The sequence below is a fragment of the Polaribacter atrinae genome, from assembly GCF_038023995.1.
Classification (GTDB): Bacteria; Bacteroidota; Bacteroidia; order Flavobacteriales; family Flavobacteriaceae; genus Polaribacter; species Polaribacter atrinae.
Genome location: NZ_CP150660.1, coordinates 186,062 through 207,812 on the forward strand (window position 1 = coordinate 186,062; position 21,751 = coordinate 207,812).

Annotated in this window: 25 protein-coding genes; 12 read left to right on the plus strand and 13 right to left on the minus strand. The window is 30.2% G+C overall.

Annotation, left to right across the window (positions count from 1 at the left end; all coding sequences use genetic code 11):
- Window positions 1-5 precede the first annotated feature (5 nt).
- A complete protein-coding gene (locus WG945_RS00750; RefSeq protein WP_068449679.1) occupies window positions 6-626 on the minus strand; it encodes a GDSL-type esterase/lipase family protein in 621 nt (206 codons plus the stop codon).
- A gap of 372 nt (window positions 627-998) precedes the next feature.
- On the opposite strand from WG945_RS00750, the gene WG945_RS00755 reads away from it, so the two are divergent.
- Window positions 999-1,784, plus strand: a complete 786-nt coding sequence (locus WG945_RS00755) for a metallophosphoesterase family protein (protein ID WP_068449680.1) — start codon at window positions 999-1,001, stop codon at window positions 1,782-1,784.
- 5 nt (window positions 1,785-1,789) lie between these two features.
- Window positions 1,790-2,386: a hypothetical protein gene (locus tag WG945_RS00760; protein WP_068449681.1), complete on the plus strand. Its 597-nt coding sequence runs from the start codon at window positions 1,790-1,792 to the stop codon at window positions 2,384-2,386.
- A 67-nt stretch (window positions 2,387-2,453) separates the two neighbouring features.
- Here WG945_RS00760 and WG945_RS00765 read toward each other — a convergent pair whose 3' ends face one another.
- From WG945_RS00765 to WG945_RS00820, 12 genes are all read right to left on the minus strand, one after another.
- On the minus strand, window positions 2,454-3,398 hold the full coding sequence (locus WG945_RS00765; protein WP_068449682.1) for an alpha/beta hydrolase: 945 nt from the start codon (window positions 3,396-3,398) through the stop codon (window positions 2,454-2,456).
- Between the two features lie 6 nt (window positions 3,399-3,404).
- Window positions 3,405-4,682: an argininosuccinate lyase gene (argH, locus tag WG945_RS00770; protein WP_068449683.1), complete on the minus strand. Its 1,278-nt coding sequence runs from the start codon at window positions 4,680-4,682 to the stop codon at window positions 3,405-3,407.
- Between the two features lie 105 nt (window positions 4,683-4,787).
- Window positions 4,788-5,855, minus strand: coding sequence for a M20 family metallo-hydrolase (locus WG945_RS00775; protein ID WP_068449684.1), 1,068 nt, complete (start codon window positions 5,853-5,855; stop codon window positions 4,788-4,790).
- A gap of 1 nt (window position 5,856) precedes the next feature.
- Window positions 5,857-6,633, minus strand: a complete 777-nt coding sequence (gene argB / locus WG945_RS00780) for an acetylglutamate kinase (protein WP_068449825.1) — start codon at window positions 6,631-6,633, stop codon at window positions 5,857-5,859.
- Window positions 6,634-6,714: 81 nt separating this feature from the next.
- Window positions 6,715-7,653 carry an acetylornithine carbamoyltransferase gene (locus tag WG945_RS00785; protein ID WP_068449685.1) on the minus strand — a complete coding sequence of 313 codons (939 nt, stop codon included), beginning with the start codon at window positions 7,651-7,653 and terminating at the stop codon, window positions 6,715-6,717.
- Window positions 7,654-7,704: 51 nt separating this feature from the next.
- Window positions 7,705-8,469, minus strand: coding sequence for a glutamate 5-kinase (gene proB / locus WG945_RS00790; RefSeq protein ID WP_068449686.1), 765 nt, complete (start codon window positions 8,467-8,469; stop codon window positions 7,705-7,707).
- A 53-nt stretch (window positions 8,470-8,522) separates the two neighbouring features.
- On the minus strand, window positions 8,523-9,719 hold the full coding sequence (locus WG945_RS00795) for a glutamate-5-semialdehyde dehydrogenase (protein ID WP_068449687.1): 1,197 nt from the start codon (window positions 9,717-9,719) through the stop codon (window positions 8,523-8,525).
- Window positions 9,720-9,804: 85 nt separating this feature from the next.
- A complete protein-coding gene (locus WG945_RS00800; RefSeq protein WP_068449688.1) occupies window positions 9,805-10,935 on the minus strand; it encodes an aspartate aminotransferase family protein in 1,131 nt (376 codons plus the stop codon).
- 4 nt (window positions 10,936-10,939) lie between these two features.
- Window positions 10,940-11,731 carry a pyrroline-5-carboxylate reductase gene (proC, locus tag WG945_RS00805; protein ID WP_068449689.1) on the minus strand — a complete coding sequence of 264 codons (792 nt, stop codon included), beginning with the start codon at window positions 11,729-11,731 and terminating at the stop codon, window positions 10,940-10,942.
- 108 nt (window positions 11,732-11,839) lie between these two features.
- The gene (argC, locus tag WG945_RS00810) at window positions 11,840-12,823 is read right to left on the minus strand and encodes an N-acetyl-gamma-glutamyl-phosphate reductase (RefSeq protein WP_068449690.1); all 984 of its coding nucleotides are present in this window, start codon (window positions 12,821-12,823) and stop codon (window positions 11,840-11,842) included.
- A gap of 98 nt (window positions 12,824-12,921) precedes the next feature.
- The gene (locus WG945_RS00815; protein ID WP_068449691.1) at window positions 12,922-14,097 is read right to left on the minus strand and encodes an argininosuccinate synthase; all 1,176 of its coding nucleotides are present in this window, start codon (window positions 14,095-14,097) and stop codon (window positions 12,922-12,924) included.
- Between the two features lie 4 nt (window positions 14,098-14,101).
- Window positions 14,102-14,719, minus strand: a complete 618-nt coding sequence (locus tag WG945_RS00820; RefSeq protein WP_068449692.1) for a GNAT family N-acetyltransferase — start codon at window positions 14,717-14,719, stop codon at window positions 14,102-14,104.
- Between the two features lie 616 nt (window positions 14,720-15,335).
- Here WG945_RS00820 and WG945_RS00825 point away from each other — a divergent pair.
- From WG945_RS00825 to WG945_RS00870, 10 genes are all read left to right on the plus strand, one after another.
- Window positions 15,336-15,749, plus strand: a complete 414-nt coding sequence (locus WG945_RS00825; RefSeq protein WP_068449693.1) for a DUF2141 domain-containing protein — start codon at window positions 15,336-15,338, stop codon at window positions 15,747-15,749.
- Between the two features lie 31 nt (window positions 15,750-15,780).
- Window positions 15,781-17,142 (plus strand): 2TM domain-containing protein, encoded by a 1,362-nt coding sequence (locus WG945_RS00830; protein WP_068449694.1) that lies wholly within the window; start codon window positions 15,781-15,783, stop codon window positions 17,140-17,142.
- Window positions 17,142-17,465: a 2TM domain-containing protein gene (locus WG945_RS00835; protein WP_068449695.1), complete on the plus strand. Its 324-nt coding sequence runs from the start codon at window positions 17,142-17,144 to the stop codon at window positions 17,463-17,465. The genes WG945_RS00830 and WG945_RS00835 overlap by 1 nt, the downstream gene beginning before the upstream one ends.
- 2 nt (window positions 17,466-17,467) lie before the next feature.
- On the plus strand, window positions 17,468-17,755 hold the full coding sequence (locus WG945_RS00840; RefSeq protein ID WP_068449696.1) for a 2TM domain-containing protein: 288 nt from the start codon (window positions 17,468-17,470) through the stop codon (window positions 17,753-17,755).
- Window positions 17,756-17,759: 4 nt separating this feature from the next.
- The gene (locus tag WG945_RS00845; RefSeq protein ID WP_068449697.1) at window positions 17,760-18,095 is read left to right on the plus strand and encodes a 2TM domain-containing protein; all 336 of its coding nucleotides are present in this window, start codon (window positions 17,760-17,762) and stop codon (window positions 18,093-18,095) included.
- A 3-nt stretch (window positions 18,096-18,098) separates the two neighbouring features.
- Window positions 18,099-18,410 (plus strand): 2TM domain-containing protein, encoded by a 312-nt coding sequence (locus tag WG945_RS00850; protein WP_068449698.1) that lies wholly within the window; start codon window positions 18,099-18,101, stop codon window positions 18,408-18,410.
- A 119-nt stretch (window positions 18,411-18,529) separates the two neighbouring features.
- Window positions 18,530-19,285 (plus strand): LytR/AlgR family response regulator transcription factor, encoded by a 756-nt coding sequence (locus WG945_RS00855; protein WP_068449699.1) that lies wholly within the window; start codon window positions 18,530-18,532, stop codon window positions 19,283-19,285.
- 154 nt (window positions 19,286-19,439) lie between these two features.
- Window positions 19,440-19,697, plus strand: a complete 258-nt coding sequence (locus WG945_RS00860) for a nuclear transport factor 2 family protein (protein ID WP_231874637.1) — start codon at window positions 19,440-19,442, stop codon at window positions 19,695-19,697.
- A gap of 393 nt (window positions 19,698-20,090) precedes the next feature.
- On the plus strand, window positions 20,091-20,306 hold the full coding sequence (locus WG945_RS00865; protein WP_068449700.1) for a putative signal transducing protein: 216 nt from the start codon (window positions 20,091-20,093) through the stop codon (window positions 20,304-20,306).
- 351 nt (window positions 20,307-20,657) lie between these two features.
- Window positions 20,658-21,659 (plus strand): DHH family phosphoesterase, encoded by a 1,002-nt coding sequence (locus WG945_RS00870; RefSeq protein ID WP_068449701.1) that lies wholly within the window; start codon window positions 20,658-20,660, stop codon window positions 21,657-21,659.
- Window positions 21,660-21,751 lie beyond the last annotated feature (92 nt).

Below are 21,751 nucleotides of genomic sequence, written 5' to 3' on the forward strand. Positions count from 1 at the left end.
CTCTTTTAATATATTTTTTGGAGTATTTTTTGAGGAAAAATTTTAGGATTTTTCTGAAGTGTTTTTTCTAATAAACTGTAGCCCTTAGTATTAAAATGCAATCCGTCTTCTTCAAAGTACTTGCTATTTGGTTTTCCTTTTTTATCTAACAATGCATCGTAAATATTTATAAAATGAAAATTATCGTCTTTAGACATTAATTTTTGAATGTTTTTATTTGTATAATTGATGCTTTCTTGTAAATGATTACGTGCAATACTGGGTTTTATAGAAATACAAGTACAGTTTATATTACCGTATTTTGTTTTAATTTTAAGGAGTAAGTTTTCTAAAAACAAAAGAACTTCTTCCGGATGTCTACCTTCTCCTAAATCGTTATCTCCAGCATAAATAACAATAGCGTCTATGTGTTTTATGTTTTTAAAAATACGATCAAAATACCACGTACATGCGGCTAGTGTAGAACCTCCAAACCCTAAATTTATTGGGTAGTGTTCTTTAAAGGTGGTGGCTAAATTTTTCCATAAAGTTATTGTAGAACTTCCGTAAAAAATCGTTTTTGGATCATATTCTAATTCTTGAATTTGATTTTCTAATCGTTCTAAATCTGGGTGAAACCAAAACATGAATGAATATTTTTTTTAGGGTTAAAGTCTAAATATAAAATTTATAAATTAAATAACGATAAGATAGCTAGTAATTTAAGTGATTCTAAGTTGTTTTTAAGGGATATTCTTAGTAAAATAGGTAAAGTACTACTGTTGTTTACTATTTTTTCGTCTCCAAGTGTCTATTAATAATTTCTTGTTTTGGGGTATAAAAAGGTTATTAAAATATTTTTATGTTTTTTCTTTTCTGTTAAATCATAGGCATATAGATGGTTACAAATAGCTTGGTAGTTAATATTTATTTACGCTCTATTTAAAGTAAGTTTATGTTTTTTTATCGTCTACATAAAGGATAAATTTGCACAAATATATAAATAGAATTAAAAAATAATGAAGTATTTAAGAATAGCAATACTAAGTCTCGTGGTGTTTTTCACATCTTGTGACCACCCTTTTGAATTTAGTGTTTATGAAGCCAATGTAAAATCTAGCCAAAAAAACACGACTGAAATAAATTTAAAATTATTAGAAAATGTAACCGTAAATTCTAATGAATTTAAGTTTGCGTTTATTTCAGATGTACATTATTTCTATGATGAACTTGCTACTGTAATTGATGATATAAATAAAAGAGATGATATTTTATTTGTCATTTTTGGAGGTGATATTGCAGATCAAGCCTTATTAAGAGAGTATGAGATTTTTCATGATATCATGGCAAAATTAAAGAAACCTTATGTAACGGTTATTGGTAACCATGATTATAATAATAATGGAGGTATCATTTATAAAAATATGTTTGGGGATTATAATTATTCTTTTGAATTTAATAATAACAAATTTGTTCTTTTTGATGATACTGTTTGGGAAAGTGAAAAGGAGTTAGATTTTGATTGGTTGTCATCAGAATTAAAAGAGAATACCAATTTTAATCAAGTATTTGTTATTGCTCATATTCCTTATTATGGAGATCAATTTAATGATGAATTAGCAGAGAAGTATAAATCTATAATGATAGAAAATAATGTGCCATTATCTTTACATGGGCATACACATAGTTTCAATTATGAAGAAGGAGATGTAAGTTATTTAACTGCACCAGCTGTTAAGGAGAAAGCTTACAATATAGTTACGGTTAAGGAAAAAGATTTTAGTGTAGAATTGATAGAATTATAAAAAAGATGAAAATTAAAAACATATTAATACTACCAATAATGTTGTTATTATTTAATAATATTATTGCTCAAGAAGGTCCCATTATTAAAGAAAAATCTTGGTACGTACCAGACTATGTAAAAACACAATTTGCAGGAAATATAGGTCTTTTCTCTGTTGGTGCAGGTTATCAGTTGTTTGATAAAGTTTTATATTCTGAGTTGTTATATGGTTTTGTGCCAAAATCGGCCTCTAAAGCAGAGAATATACATTTAATAACTATAAAGAATACGTTTCCTATTTATAGGAAAAAAATTGGAGAAAACTTAACCATTACCCCAATCGCAGGTGTTGCAACAACTTTAGATATTGGTACTACAACTTTTACAACGCTTCCTAGTTTATATCCCGATGGATATTATGTTCCTACTGCATTTCACTTTACGTTTTTTGGAGGAGTTATGGTTCATAAGGATTTTAAGAAATCAAAAACTTTTAAAGGTGTAGATTTTTATGCCGAATTAGGTACAGTAGAAACTTACCTTTGGTATGCAATAGCAACTAAAGAGGTTAATTTAATTGATGTTTTTAGTACATCTATTGGAGTAAACTTTTACTTTTAATTGACGAAGTAGAACAGACATAAAGTAAAAAAGCCCAAATTCATTATGAATTTGGGCTTTTTGTTCTCTATTTTTTAGGTTGTTTTTCAGCTGTTTTATCCAAAGATAAATTGTCTAACCAATCATATAGTAGATTTGGCCATTTTTGTAAATACCCTTTATTAAGGGCTAAAGAATAACCATGTTTTCCATACGGATAAAGATGCATTTCTACATTAATACTGTTATCTTTAAGAGCTTTGTAAAAGTTTAAACTGTTTTCTATAGGTACAGCAGAATCATCGGCAGAATGCACTAAAAATGTAGGAGGAGTATTTTGGGTTACATGTAGTTCATTAGAATATGTATCCTTTAATAGAATAGTAGGGTTTTTGCCTAATAATTTATTTCTAGATCCCTTATGCGTGTAATTATCTTGCATGGTAATTACAGGATAAATTAAAGCCATAAAATTTGGTCTTGCAGAAATGGTGTCTACAGCTTGTTCTTTAAAATTATTAGGTGTATTATACTGAGTGCCTAAAGTAGCTGCTAAATGTCCGCCTGCAGAAAAACCAATTATACCAATTTTATTAGGACTAATATTCCATTTTTCAGCATTTAATCGTACCCATCTTATTGCTCTTTGTGCATCTTGTAAAGGCGCATTGTGTTGTGTTATTTGCAATTCTGGATTTGGTAATCTGTATTTTAATATAAATGCTGTTATCCCTTTACTATTAAACCATTTGGCAATATCAGACCCTTCCCAATCATATGCTAAAGAACTATAACCACCTCCAGGAAAAATAATGACAGATTTGTCTCGCCTGTTTTTTTTTGATGGTAGGTATATTTCTAAAGTAGGTGTTTTTACTAAAGATATTTTTTTGATAGGGTCTAAGGTAATCACCTCTTGTTCTTCGGTCGTTTTACTATTGGGAACAACATCCCAAATTTCTACAATTTCACTTTGTGAAAAAGAATTATAGACAGCAAATAGGACTAAAAAAAATAAGAGGTGCTTTTTCATTTATAGTTATTGTTTAGGATATTTTTCGGCAATTTTATCCAAAGATAAATTATGAATACTTCCAACATGAGAATGTTGCTTTCCTAAATCTGGCTTGTAAGTACCTTCTTGTACTTGTCCTCCAATTTTTTGATAAGCTTCTCTAAAAGACATGCCTTCTACCACTAAATTATTAATACTATCAACCGTAAATAAGTATTGATATTTTTCATCATTTAAATCGATATCTTTAACAATTACTTGCTGAATAGAGTAGTTAAAGATGTCTAAAATATCTTTTACGTCTTCAAAAGCATTGATGATATTTTCTTTTAATAATTGAAAATCTCTGTGATAACCCGTTGGTAAATTATTGGTGATCATTACCATTTCTGTGTGTAAAGCCTGTATTTTATTACATTTTCCACGAATTAATTCAAAAACATCTGGGTTTTTCTTGTGTGGCATAATGCTACTTCCTGTTGTTAATTCATCAGGAAAAGTAATAAAATTAAAATTTTGACTCATATACAAACAAACATCCATTGCAAAGCGAGACATAGTGTTACATAAACCACCTAAAGCAGAAGCTATAGAACGTTCGCTTTTTCCTCTACCTAATTGTGCAGCAACTACATTGTATTTTAAGGTTGCAAATTTTAATTCTTTAGTTGTTAATTCTCTGTCTATAGGGAATGAACTTCCGTAACCTGCAGCAGAACCTAAAGGATTTTGATCTACAACTTTAGAAACAGCATTTAACATATATACATCGTCAATTAACAATTCTGCGTATGCAGAAAACCACAACCCAAAAGATGATGGCATTGCCACTTGTAAATGCGTATAACCTGGTAAAAGGCTTTGTTTATGCGTTTCTGCTAAACCTAAAAGTGTATCAAAAAGTGTTTTTGTTTTATCATTTATAACTGATAAATTTTCTTTGTAATATAATTGAAGTGCTACTAAAACCTGATCGTTTCTAGAGCGAGCAGTATGAATTTTCTTACCAACTTCACCTAATTTGTTTGTTAATTCCCATTCAATTTTAGAATGTACATCTTCAAATGATGCTTCAATAACAAAAGTTCCGTTTTCAATATCAGCCGCTAATTCGTTTAATCCTCTTTTTAAGTCTTTTAATTCATCAGCACTGATAATACCAATAGACTCTAACATTATGGCGTGAGCTAAAGAAGCCTGAACATCATATTTTGCAATATGCATATCAATCTCTCTATCATTACCTACTGTAAACTTTTCTATTTGTTGATCTATTGAAAATCCTTTATCCCACAACTTCATAATTTCTATATTTTGTTGTCATTGCGAGGTACGAAGCAATCTCTTTATTAATTGAGAGATAACTTCGTCATACTTTCTCGTTATGACGTTTTGTTATATTACTTTTTATACTATTACATGATTCAACAATTCTACATATATTTTAATTCCTTCTTCAATTTCAGACAAATATATAAATTCGTTAGCAGAATGAGAACGTGTGCTATCTCCAGGGCCTAATTTTAAAGATTGGCAAGTTAAACAAGCTTGGTCTGATAGTGTTGGAGAACCATAAGTTTCTCTTCCCATAGCAATACCTGCTTTTACTAAATCGTGCTCTGTAGAAATAGAAGAGGAGTTTAAGCGTAAACCTCTTGGAGTAATTTTTGTACAAGGAGATTTTTCTTGTAAAATAGTTGCAATTTCTTGATTAGAATATGCGTCATTTACACGAACATCCACAACTAAATCTACATGCGCAGGCACAACATTGTGTTGTGAACCAGCAGAAATTTGAGTAACTGTCATTTTTACATCACCTAAAGCAACAGAAGGTTTGTCGAATTTAAAATCTTTAAACCACTGTAAAACTTCAATAGTATTGTAAATAGAGTTGTTGTTATTTGGGTGTGCAGCATGACTTGGAGTTCCTTCTACAACGGCATCAAAAACTACCAACCCTTTTTCTGCAACCGCTAAATTCATTAGAGTAGGTTCGCCAACAATTGCTACATCAATATGCGGAATAATTGCTAACATACTATTCAACCCATCTGGTCCACTGTTTTCTTCTTCTGCAGAAGCTACAATAACCAAGTTGTATTTTAAGTTTTCTTGTGCGTAAAAATTAGTAAAAGTTGCTATCAATGAAACCAAGCATCCACCGGCATCATTAGAACCTAAACCGTATAATTTACCATCTTCTACAATCGCTTTTAAAGGATCTTTTGTATACGCAGAGTTTGGATGAACCGTATCATGATGAGAGTTTAGCAATAAAGTAGGTTTGCTTTCATCAAAATGTTTGTTGGTTGCCCAAATATTATTTTTTGTTCTTTTAAACGGAATTTCATTTTCTATAAACCATCCTTCTATAAGTTTGGCTGTATTGTGCTCTTCTGTAGAAAAAGATTGAGTTTCAATCAGATTTTTTAAGAGAGAAATTGCGTTTTCTGTTAATTTTTCGATCATCATTTTATAAGGTAATGGTTGTAAAATTATCGTTTTCTTTTGTCAACATAGAAGTATTCCCGATGTTTACTCTTGCTACTCCGTTGTTTAAAGCATCGAAGCAATTGTCTATTTTAGGAATCATTCCGTCAGTAATAATTTTATCAGCTAACAATTCTTTATATGTTTTAGAATTGATCACTTTTACTACTGAATTTTTATCATTAAAATCTTTTAAAACACCATTCAATTCAAAACAATAATAAATGGATGTTTCGTAGATCTTACTCATTCCAACTGCAATTGTACTTGCAATTGTATCTGCATTTGTATTTAGTAACTGACCGTTACCATCGTGCGTAATAGCGCAAAATACTGGTGTAAATTTTGCTTTTATTAATTTATCAATAGAATTAGAAGCTACTTTTTTTACATCACCCACAAAACCAAAATCTACTTCTTTTACAGGTCGTTTTTCTGATTGTATGCTGTTAATATCTGCACCTGTTAAACCAATAGCATCTATTTGTAAAGCCTGTAATTTAGCAACTATATTCTTGTTTACCAAACCACCATAAACCATGGTAATTACTTCTAAAGTTTCTGCATCAGTAATACGTCTACCATTTACCATTTTAGATTCGATACCTAATTTAGAAGCAATATGAGTAGCGCGTTTTCCGCCTCCGTGAACTAAAATTTTATTCCCTTCTAAATTAGAAAATAATTTTAGAAAAGCATGTAAAGAAGTTTCATCTTCTATAATGTTTCCTCCAATTTTTATGATTGATAGTTTTTCCATTTTTTGTGTTTCTGTCATTGCGAGGAAGAATGATGAAGTAATCTCTTAAATAGGTAGATTGCTTATTACCTCGCAATGACGTTAGTTATTTTCTAATATCTTCTTTAAAACCAATTGAGCAGCGTATGTTCTATTATTTGCTTGTTCAATTACTAATGAACTGTCTGAGTCTAAAACGGCATCTTCTACCACAACATTTCTTCTTACAGGCAAACAGTGCATAAACTTAGCGTCACCAATTTTATCTTTGGTAATCATCCAATCTAAATCTGTTTTTAATACTTTTCCGTAATCGTCATAAGAACTCCAGTTTTTAGTATATACAAAATCGGCATCTTTTAAGGCTTCTTCTTGATCGTGATAAATAGGCGTATCTTTTGTAATTTCTGGATTCAAATTATATCCTTCCGGATTTGCAATTACAAATTCAACATCCATTTTTTGCATTGCCTGTACAAAACTATTTCCAACAGCATGTGGTAAAGCCTTTACATGTGGCGCCCAACTTAAAACTACTTTTGGTTTCTTTTTTGTAGCGTTTTCAGAAATAGTAATAGCATCTGTTAGTCCTTGTAACGGATGACCGGTTGCACTTTCCATACTTACAATTGGCACAGAAGCAAATTGAACAAACGATTTTAAAACGTGTTCTGATTGATCTAGTTCTTTGTCTGTTAACGTAGGAAAAGCTCTAACAGCAATAATATCGCAGTATTGAGATACTACAGCAGCAGCTTCTTTAATATGTTCTGCAGTGTTTCCATTCATTACAGTTCCATCTCCAAATTCAATTCCCCAAGCATCACCAGAAACATTCATCACAATAGGATCCATACCTAAGTTTAATGCTGCTTTTTGAGTGCTTAAACGTGTACGTAAACTAGAATTAAAGAATAACAATCCTAATGTTTTGTTTTTTCCTAATTGGATGTTTTTTAAAGGGTTTGCTTTAATTTCTTTGGCTTCTTCAATCCAAGAATTGATGTTGTCAATGTCGTTAATGGAGGTGTAATTTGTCATTTTTTTAATCTTTATTTTGATACTGAAATTCATTCAGCATAACCTTTTGGGTTATTTTATTTTTGTAAACGCAACCTTATTATCAAAAGCATTGGTAATAAAATCGTCTTCTAAACCGTTTACAATCCAAGTTTCTATGTTTGCGTTTTTTGCAAGTTCTGCAGCTTCAATTTTAGAAGCCATTCCGCCACTTCCGTGGGATGATTTAGAATTTACAACTTCATCTTTTAAATGATCAAAATCTTCAACCACCAAAATAGTTTCTGGCGAGTTGTTTTTAAATGACTCTTTGGTGTAAATTCCATTGGTGTTTGTGGCAATAATTAGCAAATCTACATGTAACAAAGTAGCCGTTAAAGCTGCTAGTTTATCATTATCACCAAACTGAATTTCATCGGTTGCAACCGTATCATTTTCGTTAATAATAGGAATGTAATTATTGTTTACTAACACATTAATAGTGTTTACAATATTGGTTTTACTTTGTTGTTTTTCAAAATCTGAATAGGAGAGAAGGCATTGAGAACTCAATAAACCGTATTCTCTAAAAATTTCTTGATAGATTCTAATTAAATGTGGCTGACCAATAGAAGCCAAAGCCTGTTTTACAAAAACTTCCTCTTGCTTGCTTTCTAATTTTACAAACTGTTTTGCAACAGCAATAGCGCCAGAACTCACAATAATAAACTCGCAAGTATCTTGTAATTTTGCAATCTGACTTGCAATATCTTCAATTTTACCTCTAGAAATATTATCTGTTTCTTTGGTAAGCGTGTTAGAACCTATTTTTAGTAAAATTCGTTTCTTTTTTTGCATTGTGTTTATTTTTTCAACTGCTTACTATAATTGTAAACTGCCAACTAAAATTTTTAACTTCTCACTTGTCCGTTTCCATGAACGTACCATTTGTTGGTAACCAAGTGTTGTAAACCAATTGGACCACGTTGGTGTAATTTGTCTGTACTAATCGCTAATTCGCCACCCAAACCTAACTGACCACCATCTGTAAAACGAGTAGAAGCATTATGATAAACTACAGCAGTATCTACGTTTTCCATAAATACTTTAGCAACTTCAATTTCTTTGGTAATAATTGCTGATGAATGTCCGCCAGCATATTTGTTAATCATTGCAATAGCATCAGAATTAGAAGCTATTTCTCCAACTACAATTTTATAATCTAAAAACTCTTCATACCAAACTTCATTTGATGAAATTTGTTCTAAGTTATGATTCTTAGCAATAGTTGCATCGCCTAAAACCTGAATTTTAGTAGTATTCAATTTAGAAATTAACTTATTGATAAATGCTTCTTTATCCTGAAGATTTTCATCAATTAAAACTTTGTCAACTGCATTACAAGCAGATATTTTAGATTTTCCGTTGATAATTACATCAATAGCAATATCTAAATCGGCTTCTTTTTCTACATAGACAAAGTTGTTTCCTCGTCCGCTAATAATAACAGGGCAAGTAGCATGTTCTTTCACAAAAGCAATTAAACGTTCTCCACCTCTTGGTACAATTAAATCTACTTTTTGAGTTGGTTTTTCTAAAAATGCTTGTGTTTCTGTTCTGTTAAATTGTAAATATTCTACCCAATCTGTAGAAGCATTGTGTTGTTTTAAAGCCTGGTGCCATAATTCAACAATTTTTAAGTTAGAATTTAAAGATTCTTTACCGCCTTTTAATAATATTTTATTTCCAGATTTAAATGCAATACCGGCTGCTTCTACAGTAACATCTGGTCTCGATTCATAAATAATAAGAATTGTACCAAAAGAAGCCGTTTTATTATACACCTGCATTCCGTTATCATGCTTAAAACTAAAACGCTCTACACCCACAGGATCTCCTTGCGAAGCCAAATGTTTAGCAGCAGCAATCATTTCATCAACCTTTTTATCATCTGCCTTTAAACGATCAAACATAGAAATGTCATCCCCTTTATAAGCTTCTAAATCTTTTTTGTTGATGCTAACAATAGCAGCTCTTTCTTTATCTAAAAGTGTTGCCATTGTATGTAGAACGGCATTTCTAGTTTCTATGGATAATAATGTGTTCATATTCTTTTAGTATTCAGTTTACAGTTGCAGTTCTCAGTATCAATTCTAAAAAAAAAACTTTGCGAACTCTGTGTTTAATAATTATTTATTCTTCCAAGGCTTCAACCAAAGCTTCAAAAAACTGATTGATGTGCCCTTTATTAATGGTTAGTGGAGGTAAAATTCTTAACAAATTTTTATTCATGGCGCCACCAGTAAATATTTGATAATCGTAAATTAATTTCTTGCGTAAATCTCCAACTTCAAAGTCGAATTCTAAACCAAGCATTAATCCTCTTCCTTTAATATTTTTTATCTGCGGAATTGTCTTTGCAATTTTCATAAAATAGCAAGACATTTCATTTACGTTGTCAATTAAGTTTTCTTCTTCAATAACATTTAAAACAGCTAAACCAGCAGCACAAGCCAAATGATTTCCTCCAAAAGTAGTACCTAACATTCCGAATTTAGATTCGATGCTTGGGTGAATTAAAATTCCTCCAATAGGAAAACCATTTCCCATTCCTTTTGCAATAGAAATAACATCTGGAGTTACATTATAATGCTGAAAAGCAAAAAACTTACCAGATCTACCATAACCAGACTGTACTTCATCCGCAATAAAAAAAGTATTATTTGCTTTACAAAGAACATCTACTTGTTCAAAAAAATCTGCGGTAGCTTCATCTAAACCACCAACTCCTTGTATAAATTCTACAATTACAGCACAAACATCTCCTTTTTCAAGTTCTGTTTTTACGCTATCAATATCATTTAAATCTAAAATAGTAACTTTTTGTTGTGCGTTAATTGGTGCAATAATATTTTTATTATCAGTTGCAGCAACCGCAGCAGAAGTTCTACCATGAAAACCATTTTTAAAAGCAATAACTCTAGACTTGTTCGTTTTAAAAGAAGCTAGTTTTAATGCGTTTTCGTTTGCTTCTGCACCAGAATTACATAAAAATAATTCGTAGTCTTTACAACCAGAAAGTACTTCTAATTTATCTGCTAATTGAACTTGTAAAGGATTCTGAATAGCATTGGAATAAAAACCTAGTTTTGAAACTTGCTTGGTAATAGCTTCTACATATTTAGGGTGTGCGTGCCCAATAGAAATTACAGCATGACCACCATATAAATCTAAATATTCCGTTTTTTTTTCGTCATAAACATAAAGCCCTTTAGCTTTTACAGGTGTAACATCGTACAGTGGATAAACGTTAAATAATGGCATGATCTTAGTTTTTTATTTGGTTGATTTTATCAAATGATTTGTTGATTCCTTTAATTAAAGAAGAGCTTAAACCTTGGTGTTCCATTTCGTTTAAACCTTCTATGGTACAACCTCCAGGAGTAGTTACTCTGTCTATTTCTGCTTCCGGATGATTGCCAGATTCTTTTAATAAACTAGCAGCACCAAAACAAGTTTGCATTGCCAATTTATGTGCTTCATCGGCCTCGAAACCTAACTGAATTGCACCTTGTGTTGTTGCACGAATTAAACGCATCCAAAAAGCAATTCCGCTTGCACAAATAACCGTTGCAGCTTGTAATTGATCTTCCGGAATTTCTAAAGATTGCCCTAAACTATTAAAAATAGTTTTAGCTAATGCTATCTTTTCTTTCCCTTTTGTATTCGGAGAAAGACACGTCATAGATTGCCCAACTGCAGCAGCTGTATTTGGCATAGAACGAATAATAAATCGATCAACTCCAATAATAGCTTCAATTTTTTCGATAGAAAAACCAGTAATAACTGTAATTATCACATGGTTTTCATTTAAAAGAGGTTTTAAATTTTTTAAAATTTGTTCTAAATGTCTCGGTTGAACAGCAAATATTAAAATATCAGAATTTTTTACAGCTTCTTCGTTATCCGAAGTTAAAACCACTTCATCATAAGCGTTAAAATCTGCTATTGAGTTTGTATTACGTTTTGTTAAATACAAAGAACTTACCACCTTGTTTTTTAATAAACCTTTGGCGATAGATTGTCCTAAACTTCCTGCTCCAATAATTGCTGCTTTCATACTTTATTTTTTTGGGCGTTCCCTAAAGGTCGCGCTTTACACTATATCTTTTTTATCGTTCCTCAAAAAAAGGATGCCGTTTCAATCGCTAACGCTAGTTCGTTACTACTAGAAATAATTCGCTTTTAAATTTAAACCTAATGATTCTTCAAAACCATACATTAAATTTAGATTCTGAATTGCTGCTCCAGAAGCTCCTTTTAAAAGATTATCTATAGTACTTGTAATTAGTAATTTATTACCGTGTTTTTCTAAACCAATGATACATTTGTTTGTGTTTACAACCTGTTTCATGTGCACATCCGTATCAGAAACAAATGTAAAAGCAGCATCTTTATAATACTCTTTGTACATTTTTGTAGCTTCTTCTATAGAACCCTCAAACTTTGTGTAAGTGGTTGCAAAAATCCCTCTAGAAAAATTACCTCTATTTGGCATAAAGTTAATTTCTGAATTAAAATCACTTTGTAAACGATTTACAGACTGATTAATCTCCCCCAAATGTTGATGATTAAATGCTTTATAATGAGAAAAATTATTATCTCTATAGGTAAAATGTGTTGTTGTAGAAAGCGAAGTTCCTGCACCAGTTGCACCTGTTACTGCATTAATATGAATATCATTTTGTAACAAACCATTTGCTGCCAAAGGCAAAATAGCCAATTGTAAAGCAGTTGCAAAACAACCAGGGTTTGCAATATATTTTGCTGTTTTTATGCTTTCTTTGTCTAGCTCTGGTAAACCGTAGATAAATTCTTTTCCTTCAAAGTTTTTATCAGCAAGTAATCTAAAATCATTACTTAAATCAATAATTTTTGTGTTGTCAGAAAAAGTAGTTTTCTCTAAAAAAGCAGTTGAATTTCCATGTCCTAAACATAAAAATAAAACATCAACATCTGTATTTATCTCGCTGGTAAAATCTATTTCTGTATCACCAATTAAATCTTGATGTACTTTGTACAATTTATTGCCAGCATTAGAAGTACTGTACACAAAATTGATATTTGTTTCTGGGTGGTTCAATAATAATCTGATTAATTCACCAGCTGTATAACCTGCTCCACCTATAATTCCTACTTCTAATTTTTTCATTTCTTAAAAATGTTTAACCGTGTAATTGTTTAATCGTGTAATTGTTTGGTTGCGTAATAAACAGTTATACAATTACACGATTACACCTATTTTCAACACTATTGATTTACTTGTCTATATATTTTATTCTGATTTCCTAAGATTTTAATAAATCCTTTCGCATCATCAGCTGTCCAAGCTTTATTTTCTTCACCATACGTACTAAATGCACTAGACATTAAATCGTGGTCAGAAATTATTCCGTCTAAAGAAAAATGATACGGTTTTAAAGAAACCACTACATTACCAGAAACCATTTTTTGAGAACTTTGTAAAAAAGCTTCCGTATCTCTCATTACAGGATCTAAATATTGACCTTCATGTAAATGCATTCCGTAGAAACTAGATAAATACTCTTTGTGTTGTAATTGCCATTTTGTTAAGGTATGTTTCTCTAACAAGTGGTGTGCTTTTACGGTGATTAAAGCAGCAGCAGCTTCAAAACCAACTCTTCCTTTTGTACCCACAATAGTATCTCCAACATGAATATCTCTACCAATTGCAAATTTTGATGCAATATTATTTAGGTTTTCAATATTTACTTCTGGATTGTTTTCTTGTCCGTTTAAAGCAACAAATTCACCATTTTTAAAAGTTAAGGTAACTTTTTCTTCACCTTCTTTTTCTAATTGAGAAGGGTATGCTTCACTAGGTAAAGGAAGTTCAGATTTTAATGTTTCAACTCCACCAACACTCGTTCCCCAAAGGCCTTTGTTTACAGAATATTTAGATTTTTCCCAAGGCATATCAATTCCTTCAGACTTTAAATAATCTATTTCTTCTTGTCTTGTTAATTTTTGGTCTCTAATTGGCGTAATAATTTTAATACCAGGAGCTAAGGTTTGAAAAATCATATCAAAACGAACTTGGTCATTTCCTGCACCTGTACTTCCGTGTGCAATATATTCTGCACCAATACTCTTAGCGTATTCTACAATTTCAATTGCCTGAATAATTCTTTCTGCACTAACAGAAAGCGGGTAGGTACTATTTTTTAATACGTTTCCAAAAATTAAATACTTTACTACTTTATTGTAAAAAGTAGCAACGGCATCAATATTTTTATAAGTAGTAACTCCCATTTTGTAGGCGTTACTCTCAATATGTTTAATTTCTTCTGTTGTAAAACCACCAGTGTTAACACTTACGGCATGTACATCATATTCTTTTGATAAACTTACGGCACAATACGAAGTATCTAATCCACCACTATACGCAATAACTAATTTTTTCATAATATTATTCTTTATTTTTTTTTAGAAACAATGCTTCTTTAATTCTTTTTAATCTTTTGAATGTTTTTTCTTTAAATGCTATTTTCTCGTCTTTTTTTATTTTTGTAGGATCGAAAAGCATTCCTGTACACAAACACATTTTTCTATCTGTTCTTGTTAAAACATCATAGTTTCTACACGTTTGGCAACCATCCCAAAAAGACTGATCGTCTGTTAATTCAGAGAAAGGTACAGGTTTATAGCCTAAATCGCTATTTAATTTCATAACAGCAAACCCCGTTGTAATACTAAACACTTTGGCATCTGGAAATTTTGTTCTAGAGTGCTCAAATATCTTTTGTTTAATTTTTTTAGATAACCCTATATTTCTGTAATCAGGATGTACAATTAAACCAGAGTTGGCAACAAATTTACCATGTCCCCATTGTTCTATATAACAGAAACCCGCAAACTTACCATTGTCTAATGCTATAACAGCATTACCGTTTTCCATTTTTGTGGCAACGTATTCTGGTTTTCTTTTTGCGATACCTGTTCCTCTAACTTGAGCAGCATCTTCTATCGTTTTGCAAATAATATCTGCGTAAACAGTATGTGATTTGTTAGCAATTACAATTTCCATTGCATTGTGTTTTTAATTTTATTAAAGTTGTTGTTTGTACTTTTTTGAATGTAGAACCGGACTCACCTAAATTCCATAATAGTTTAAACACCCAAAGGGCGAATAGAGAAACTACGTCGTAAATTTATAGGGCTATTGTTTAAAATAACGAGCGTCTGAAAGTAAGTTTTGTTGGTGATGTTCACGATAAAAAAATAAATGGATAAATACTGTAATAAGTTGACTTGTTGCTAAAGTAGAATATTAGCGACGGCGGTTGCGCAAGCGCAAGCTGGGACTTATTGTAGTACATAAATTATTTTCTCTTGTAGTAATCATACTGCTAAAGTATATATATTTTTAAAAGTATTATCAAAAGTGCAGCGATTTTTTATAAGTTTTATCAAATTTAAACAAATTTGAAGTTTGCGTTAAAAATAAATCAGTAGATATCTTAAATAATCTTTTTTTCGTAATTTTTTTTGTTAAAAAGAGAAGTGTATTTTATAATTACTACCTCATTTTATGTGAAAACTACAATTCATCCTTAAAAAGTTACAACTCGGTATTCTTTAATTTAAAGAACAAGACTTCAGTTGCATCTTTGTATCATCATTAACCATTAAAACAACAACTTATGAAACTTATTTTCGCAATTTTAGTAACTGTAATGCTATTCATTACAAACACAGTAACAGCTCAGAACAACACAATTACAGCAACTGTTGTAAATATTACTTCAGATACTGGTAAAGTAGCCTTTGCTTTATATGACAAAACAAATTTTAGATTAAAACCTTTACAATCTAATAATGTGATTATTGATAAAGGAAAAAGTACAGTAACTTTTAAAGACATAGAAGCTGGTGAATATGCTATTATTTGTTTTCATGATAAAAACGAGAATAGTAAAATGGATTTTAAAACGAATGGAATGCCTTTAGAGGATTATGGAGCTTCTAATAATAATATGTCTTTTGGCCCTCCTAAATTTGAAGATGCAAAATTTAGCGTTACTGATAAAAATGTATCTTTAGAAATTAAATTTTAATAAGTTTCTTTTACAATATCAATTCCTGAAGATGAAAACATCAAACACAAATATCTATAAAAAAATAAAAACTGATTTTATAGTTTGTACAAAACTAACCGTCGTTTTTGGAGTTATTTTTATAGTTATTAATCAACAATTTGGTTTAAAAGGAATTGGTTTTACTTTTTTAATTTCGGGAATGTATTCTTTTACCTTAGGATTAGGAAATGGAATTATTAATGAATATTTAAATACAAAATGGGATTGGGTTAAAGAAACCAATAAAAGGGTTTGGTCCGGAATAATTGCTACCGTTATATATACTGTTATTGCTGTTTTAATAATTCACTACATTCAATATATACTTCTTTATGGGAATTCGGTTGAAAATTTTTTTAAAGGATATTTAGTTTGGGTACATTTATTTGCTATTATATTTTCATTAGGTGTAGCTGCTTTTTTACATGCCAAAGGCTTTATGGTCAATTGGAAATCTGCCATGACGCAAGAAAGCACACAGCAGCAGATTGTAGCAAAAACAGAAATGGCAAAGTTTGAGTCTTTAAAAAATCAATTAGATCCACATTTTTTATTTAATAGTTTAAATGTGTTAACCAGTTTGATTGGCGAAAATCCTGCGCAAGCAGAAAAATTTACCACAAAATTATCTAAAGTATATAGATATGTTTTAGAACAAAGAAATAAAGATTTAGTACCCATTGATGAAGAATTGAAATTTGCAAAAACTTATATGCAATTGTTAGAGATGCGTTTTGAAGATGCTGTAAAATTTAATATTCCAGATAGTATAAGTACTAATGAATTAAAAATTGTGCCACTTTCTTTACAACTATTGTTAGAAAATGCAGTAAAACACAATGTAGTTTCTTCTTCTAAACCTTTAACAATATCAATTTACGAAGAAGACGGTTATTTAATTATAGAAAACAACGTAAATCCTAAAGAAGCAATAGGAAAAAGCACCAAAGTTGGGTTGCAGAATATTGCAGATAGATATGGGTTGATCACTCAAAAAGGAGTGAAAATAGAAAACAACAACAAAATTTTTAAGGTGAGTTTACCTCTCTTATATAAAATGAACGATATTATGTACACAGACGATTTAGAAAATAGCAAATATGTAAAAGCAGTAGAAAGAGTAGAAAAATTAAAGGAGTTTTATCAGAATTTAGCCTCTTACTGTATTGTAATTCCTTTTTTAATTTTTATTAATTTAAGATTCTCTCCGGGGTTTCATTGGTTTTGGTTTCCAATTTTTGGATGGGGAATGGGATTAGCATTTCACTTTTTAGAAGTAAATAATTATAATATTTTCTTAGGGAGTAATTGGGAAGATAGAAAGATTAAAGAAATGATGGATAAAGAGAACCAACATAAAAATAGAAGATAATGGAACGAGAATTTACACAAGAACAGAAATATATATTAGCTAAAAATAGAGTCGAAAAAATTGCTAAGTTTTATAAGCACATGGCAACGTATGTGGTTGTAAATATTTTTTTAAGTGCAATTTTTATTGTTGGAGATGTAAATGACGGAGACACTTTTAACGAGGCGTTGTTTAATTATCATAATTATAAAATTTGGTTTTATTGGGGAATTGGGATTGTTTTTCAGGCTTTAAATACTTTTGGGTTGTCGTTATTTCTAGACAAAGATTGGGAACAAAAGAAGATTGAGAAATATATGAACGAACAACATAAAAGAAGATAGAAATGGAATCTAATTTTACAGAACAACAGCGTTTTTATAAAGCTCAGAAAAGAGTGAAAAAGATAAAAGGATTTTATACACATTTAAGTGTTTATTGTATTATAATTCCCGTAATCATTTTTACAAACTTAAAATTCGAACCTCATTTTCATTGGTTTTGGTTTTCTGTTTGTGGTTGGGGAACAGGACTTTTCTTTCACTGGTTATCCGTTTTTGGATTTAACTTATTAGGGTTAGGGAAAGACTGGGAAGAAAAGAAGATTCAAGAATTTATGAACGATAAAAATTAAGGTTATGCAACAAGATTTTACGCAAGAAGTGAGTTACATAAGAGCGAAAAAGAGAGTAAAAGCTATTAAAGGTTTTTACGTGCATTTAATAGTGTACGTTTTGGTAAACATTTTTATAAGCGGAGTTATTATTTTTGGCTTAACACAAAGTGGTTACAATCTTGTAGATACATTTTCTAATTTTGGGGTGTATTCTACGTGGCTTTTCTGGGGAATCGGAATGTTTTTTCATTGGATGGGAGTTTTCGGGTTTCAATCTTTAGGTTTTGGTAAAGATTGGGAAGAAAAGAAAATAAAAGAATTGATGGATCAGGAAGATGAGTACAGTAAAAAAAGATAATAGATGGAGGATTTAACGGATAAAAAATTAATGAAAGCAAAACTAAAAATTGAAGAAATTAAAAAATTCTACAAGCATCTAGTAACATATCTTTTAGTCAATCTATTTTTAACCTTTGTGTGGAAGTTTTCTTTTAAATTATTTGGAAATTTTATAATAAGTAATCAAATTGATGAAGAAGGTTTTATACATATTCCTATTTGGTTTATTTGGGGAATTTTCCTTGCTCTTCATGCTTTAAAAACGTTTGGTTTTCTTAATATATTTGGTAGAGATTGGGAAGAAAGAAAAATGAAGGAATTTATGAAAGAGTAAAAAAAGGCTCAAAGTTCGTTTATGTCATTGAGAAATAAGCTTTTTAAGCGATGGAGGAATCTAAATAGTTGAATAATAACAGATACAAATATCAGAAGAAGTCTAAAATTTAATAAAAAATGAATGTATTAATAATTGAAGATGAAAAACCTGCAGCAAGAAGGTTAAACCGAATGTTAGCAGCATTAAATTTAGAAGTTCAGCAGATGTTACATTCTGTAGAAGAGTCTTTAAATTGGTTGCAAAACAATGAACATCCAGATTTAATATTTTTAGACATTCAACTTTCTGATGGTTTGTCTTTTGAGATTTTTGAAGAAATTGAAGTAAAATCTGCCATTATTTTTACGACTGCTTATGATGAATATGCATTAAAAGCCTTTAAGCTAAATAGCATCGACTATTTATTAAAACCTTTAGATGAAGACGAACTAAAAGTTGCGGTAGATAAGTTTAAAGAACATCAACCAAAACAAACAGATGTTCAAGTAAACTTAGATGATATTCGTAGATTATTGGTAAACCCAGTAGATAGAAAATTTAAGAAAAGACTGACAATTAAAGTAGGACAGCATATAAAAATTATAAATATAGATGAGGTAGAGTGTTTTTACAGCGAAAATAAATCGACCTATATTCATACCAAGGAAAATAGAAATCATCTGTTAGATCATTCTTTAGAGTGTTGGCAAGAACAATTAAATCCGGAACATTTTTTTAGAGTAAACCGTACTTTTATAGTAAACATAAATGCGATAAAAGACATTATTGCCTTTTCTAATTCTCGTTTAAAATTGATTTTACATTCGTATACCGAAACAGAAATTATTGTAAGTAGAGAACGTGTAAAAGATTTTAAAAATTGGATTGACTGAAACCGTTAATTTACTCTTAAAGGAAACCTTAGGTTTGTTGTTAAATTTGTCTGCATGCGTATTTTCTTATAACTTCGCTAAGCTCTGATAATTGGACTTTGAAACGATGTGATATCATCGTTAACATTAAACTCAATTAAAAAACAGCAACTAAATGGATAATAAAGAAATAATAAAGAAGTTTTACACGTCATTTTCTAATGGAAATGTAACAGGAATGCTAGAATGTTATCATAAGGATATTGTCTTTAAAGATGCTGTATTCGGAAAACTAGAAGGCGATAGAGCTTTTAAAATGTGGGAAATGCTACTATCTCAGAAAAAGCAAGACACTATTATTAACTTTAGTAATATAGAAACAACTGCAGAAAGCAGAATATCTTTACGGAGACAAAAAAAGAAAAGTTGTTAATAAAGTTTCTGCGGATTTTAAATTTAAGGATGGTAAAATTATACAACATTTTGAAACTTTTGATTTATGGTCTTGGACAAAGCAAGCAATGGGACTTCCTGGTTATTTATTGGGATGGACCTCTTTTATGAGAAATAAAATTCAGCAAACGACCAACAATCGATTAGATATTTTTATAAATAAATAAGAACGCCTAATTAAGATAAGATTTAATCATTTTAATGATGTTCATTTATCATAATATAAATGAACGTATCAATGCTAAAATTCCCGAAATTAGAATTGATCAGATTCAACCCAAAATTTAAGAGAAGTTAGATAGTAATACTAAGATTAAATTGTAAGTATTATGATTTAGTAAAACAATATTATTATATTCACTAAAAAAATACTATGAGCTTAATAACAATTCAAAAATCACATAACGTTTCCGATTTATTTATACTAAAAAGTAGTTTAGAGCATGATGGAATTAAATGTTTTTTACTAAATGAATTTACAACTCAAATAATGTCACATATGGGATCATTTGAAGTTGAGCTACAAGTTCATGCTGCAGATATAGATAGGGTGAAAGAAATTTTAGCAGAAGTTAATCAAATTGAGTAGAATTAACATCAGAAATAAAACGGATAGATTACTTTAATACTGAAAACATAAAAAAAAATGTAATTGTTTACTCAAATGCTTTTTTAAATATTACTGAACGAACAAAAATAATTGTGGATTAAAACTAAAATAAAAGTTGTTCTGTAAAGACTACTTTTGTTTTTAGGTAGAAAATATTTTCATTTAAAGGCTCAACTACTTATGGGGTTAAAATTAGTGAACTTATTTTTAAATAATTTCTTGGCAATTAAATAATAAGAACTCACTACTTCACTTCAATAATAAACCTAACTTCGCATCCTCATAAAAAAAATACAATTGCTAGGTATTTGCAATTGAAAAACATACTACATGAATATTTACCAACAAATAGAAGCAGAAATTAAAGCTGCATCAAACATCGTTATTACAGCACACAAATCTGCAGATGGAGACTCTATAGGTTCTTCTTTAGGTTTGCTTTATTTTATAGAAAAACTAAGGAAGAAAGCAGTTGTTTGTCATCCAGATAAAGCACCCGATTTTTTAAATTGGTTAGATACTTCGTCGATTCTTTTAATGGAAGAAAATCCGGAGGAAGTTACAACACAAATGCAAAAAGCAGATTTAATTTTTTGTTTAGACTATAATGCAACCAATAGAGTAGGGCCAGAAATGCAAGCATTGTTAGAAGCAGCAACTTGTAAGAAAATAATGATAGATCATCATTTAAATCCAGAAGAATTTCCTACAATCACGGTTTCTGAAACAACAGCATCTTCAACATCACAATTAATTGTAGATTTAATAGAAGAGTCTGGTCATTTAGAATTGTTAGACGAAAAAATAGGAACCCCTTTATATTTAGGGATCTTAACAGATACAGGTAGTTTTAGATTCAATTCTGTAAAACCAAGAACACACGAGGTTTTAGGGAAGATTTTAGCAGCAGGAGTAGAACATCATTTAATTCACGAAAAATTAAGTGACAATAATACAGAAACTCGTTTGCGTCTGCAAGGATATGCAATGAGTGAGAAATTAGAAATTTTATACGATTATAATGTGGCAATTATTTCTTTATCTAAAGAAGAATTGGCAAAATATCAATATAAAAAAGGAGATACTGATAGTTTAGCAAACTTGGTTTTATCAATAAAAGGAATGAAAGCTGCTATTGTATTTACAGAAAGAGATGGAATAATGAAGATTTCTTTTAGATCTAAAGGAGCAGAAAACCCAGTAAATGTTTTAGCAAAAGAGCATTTTAATGGAGGTGGACATGCAAATGCTTCTGGAGGTATGAGTGATTTAACTGTTGATGAAACTTTAGAAAAATTGAAAGGATTGATTCCTGAATATTTTACAAAATAAGACCAATTGTCTTTTAAAATTTAAGAAGGTTCTAGCTTTATAAAAAGTTAGAACCTTTTTTATTTGGTCGGTTTAATTTTTCTAGAGTAAAA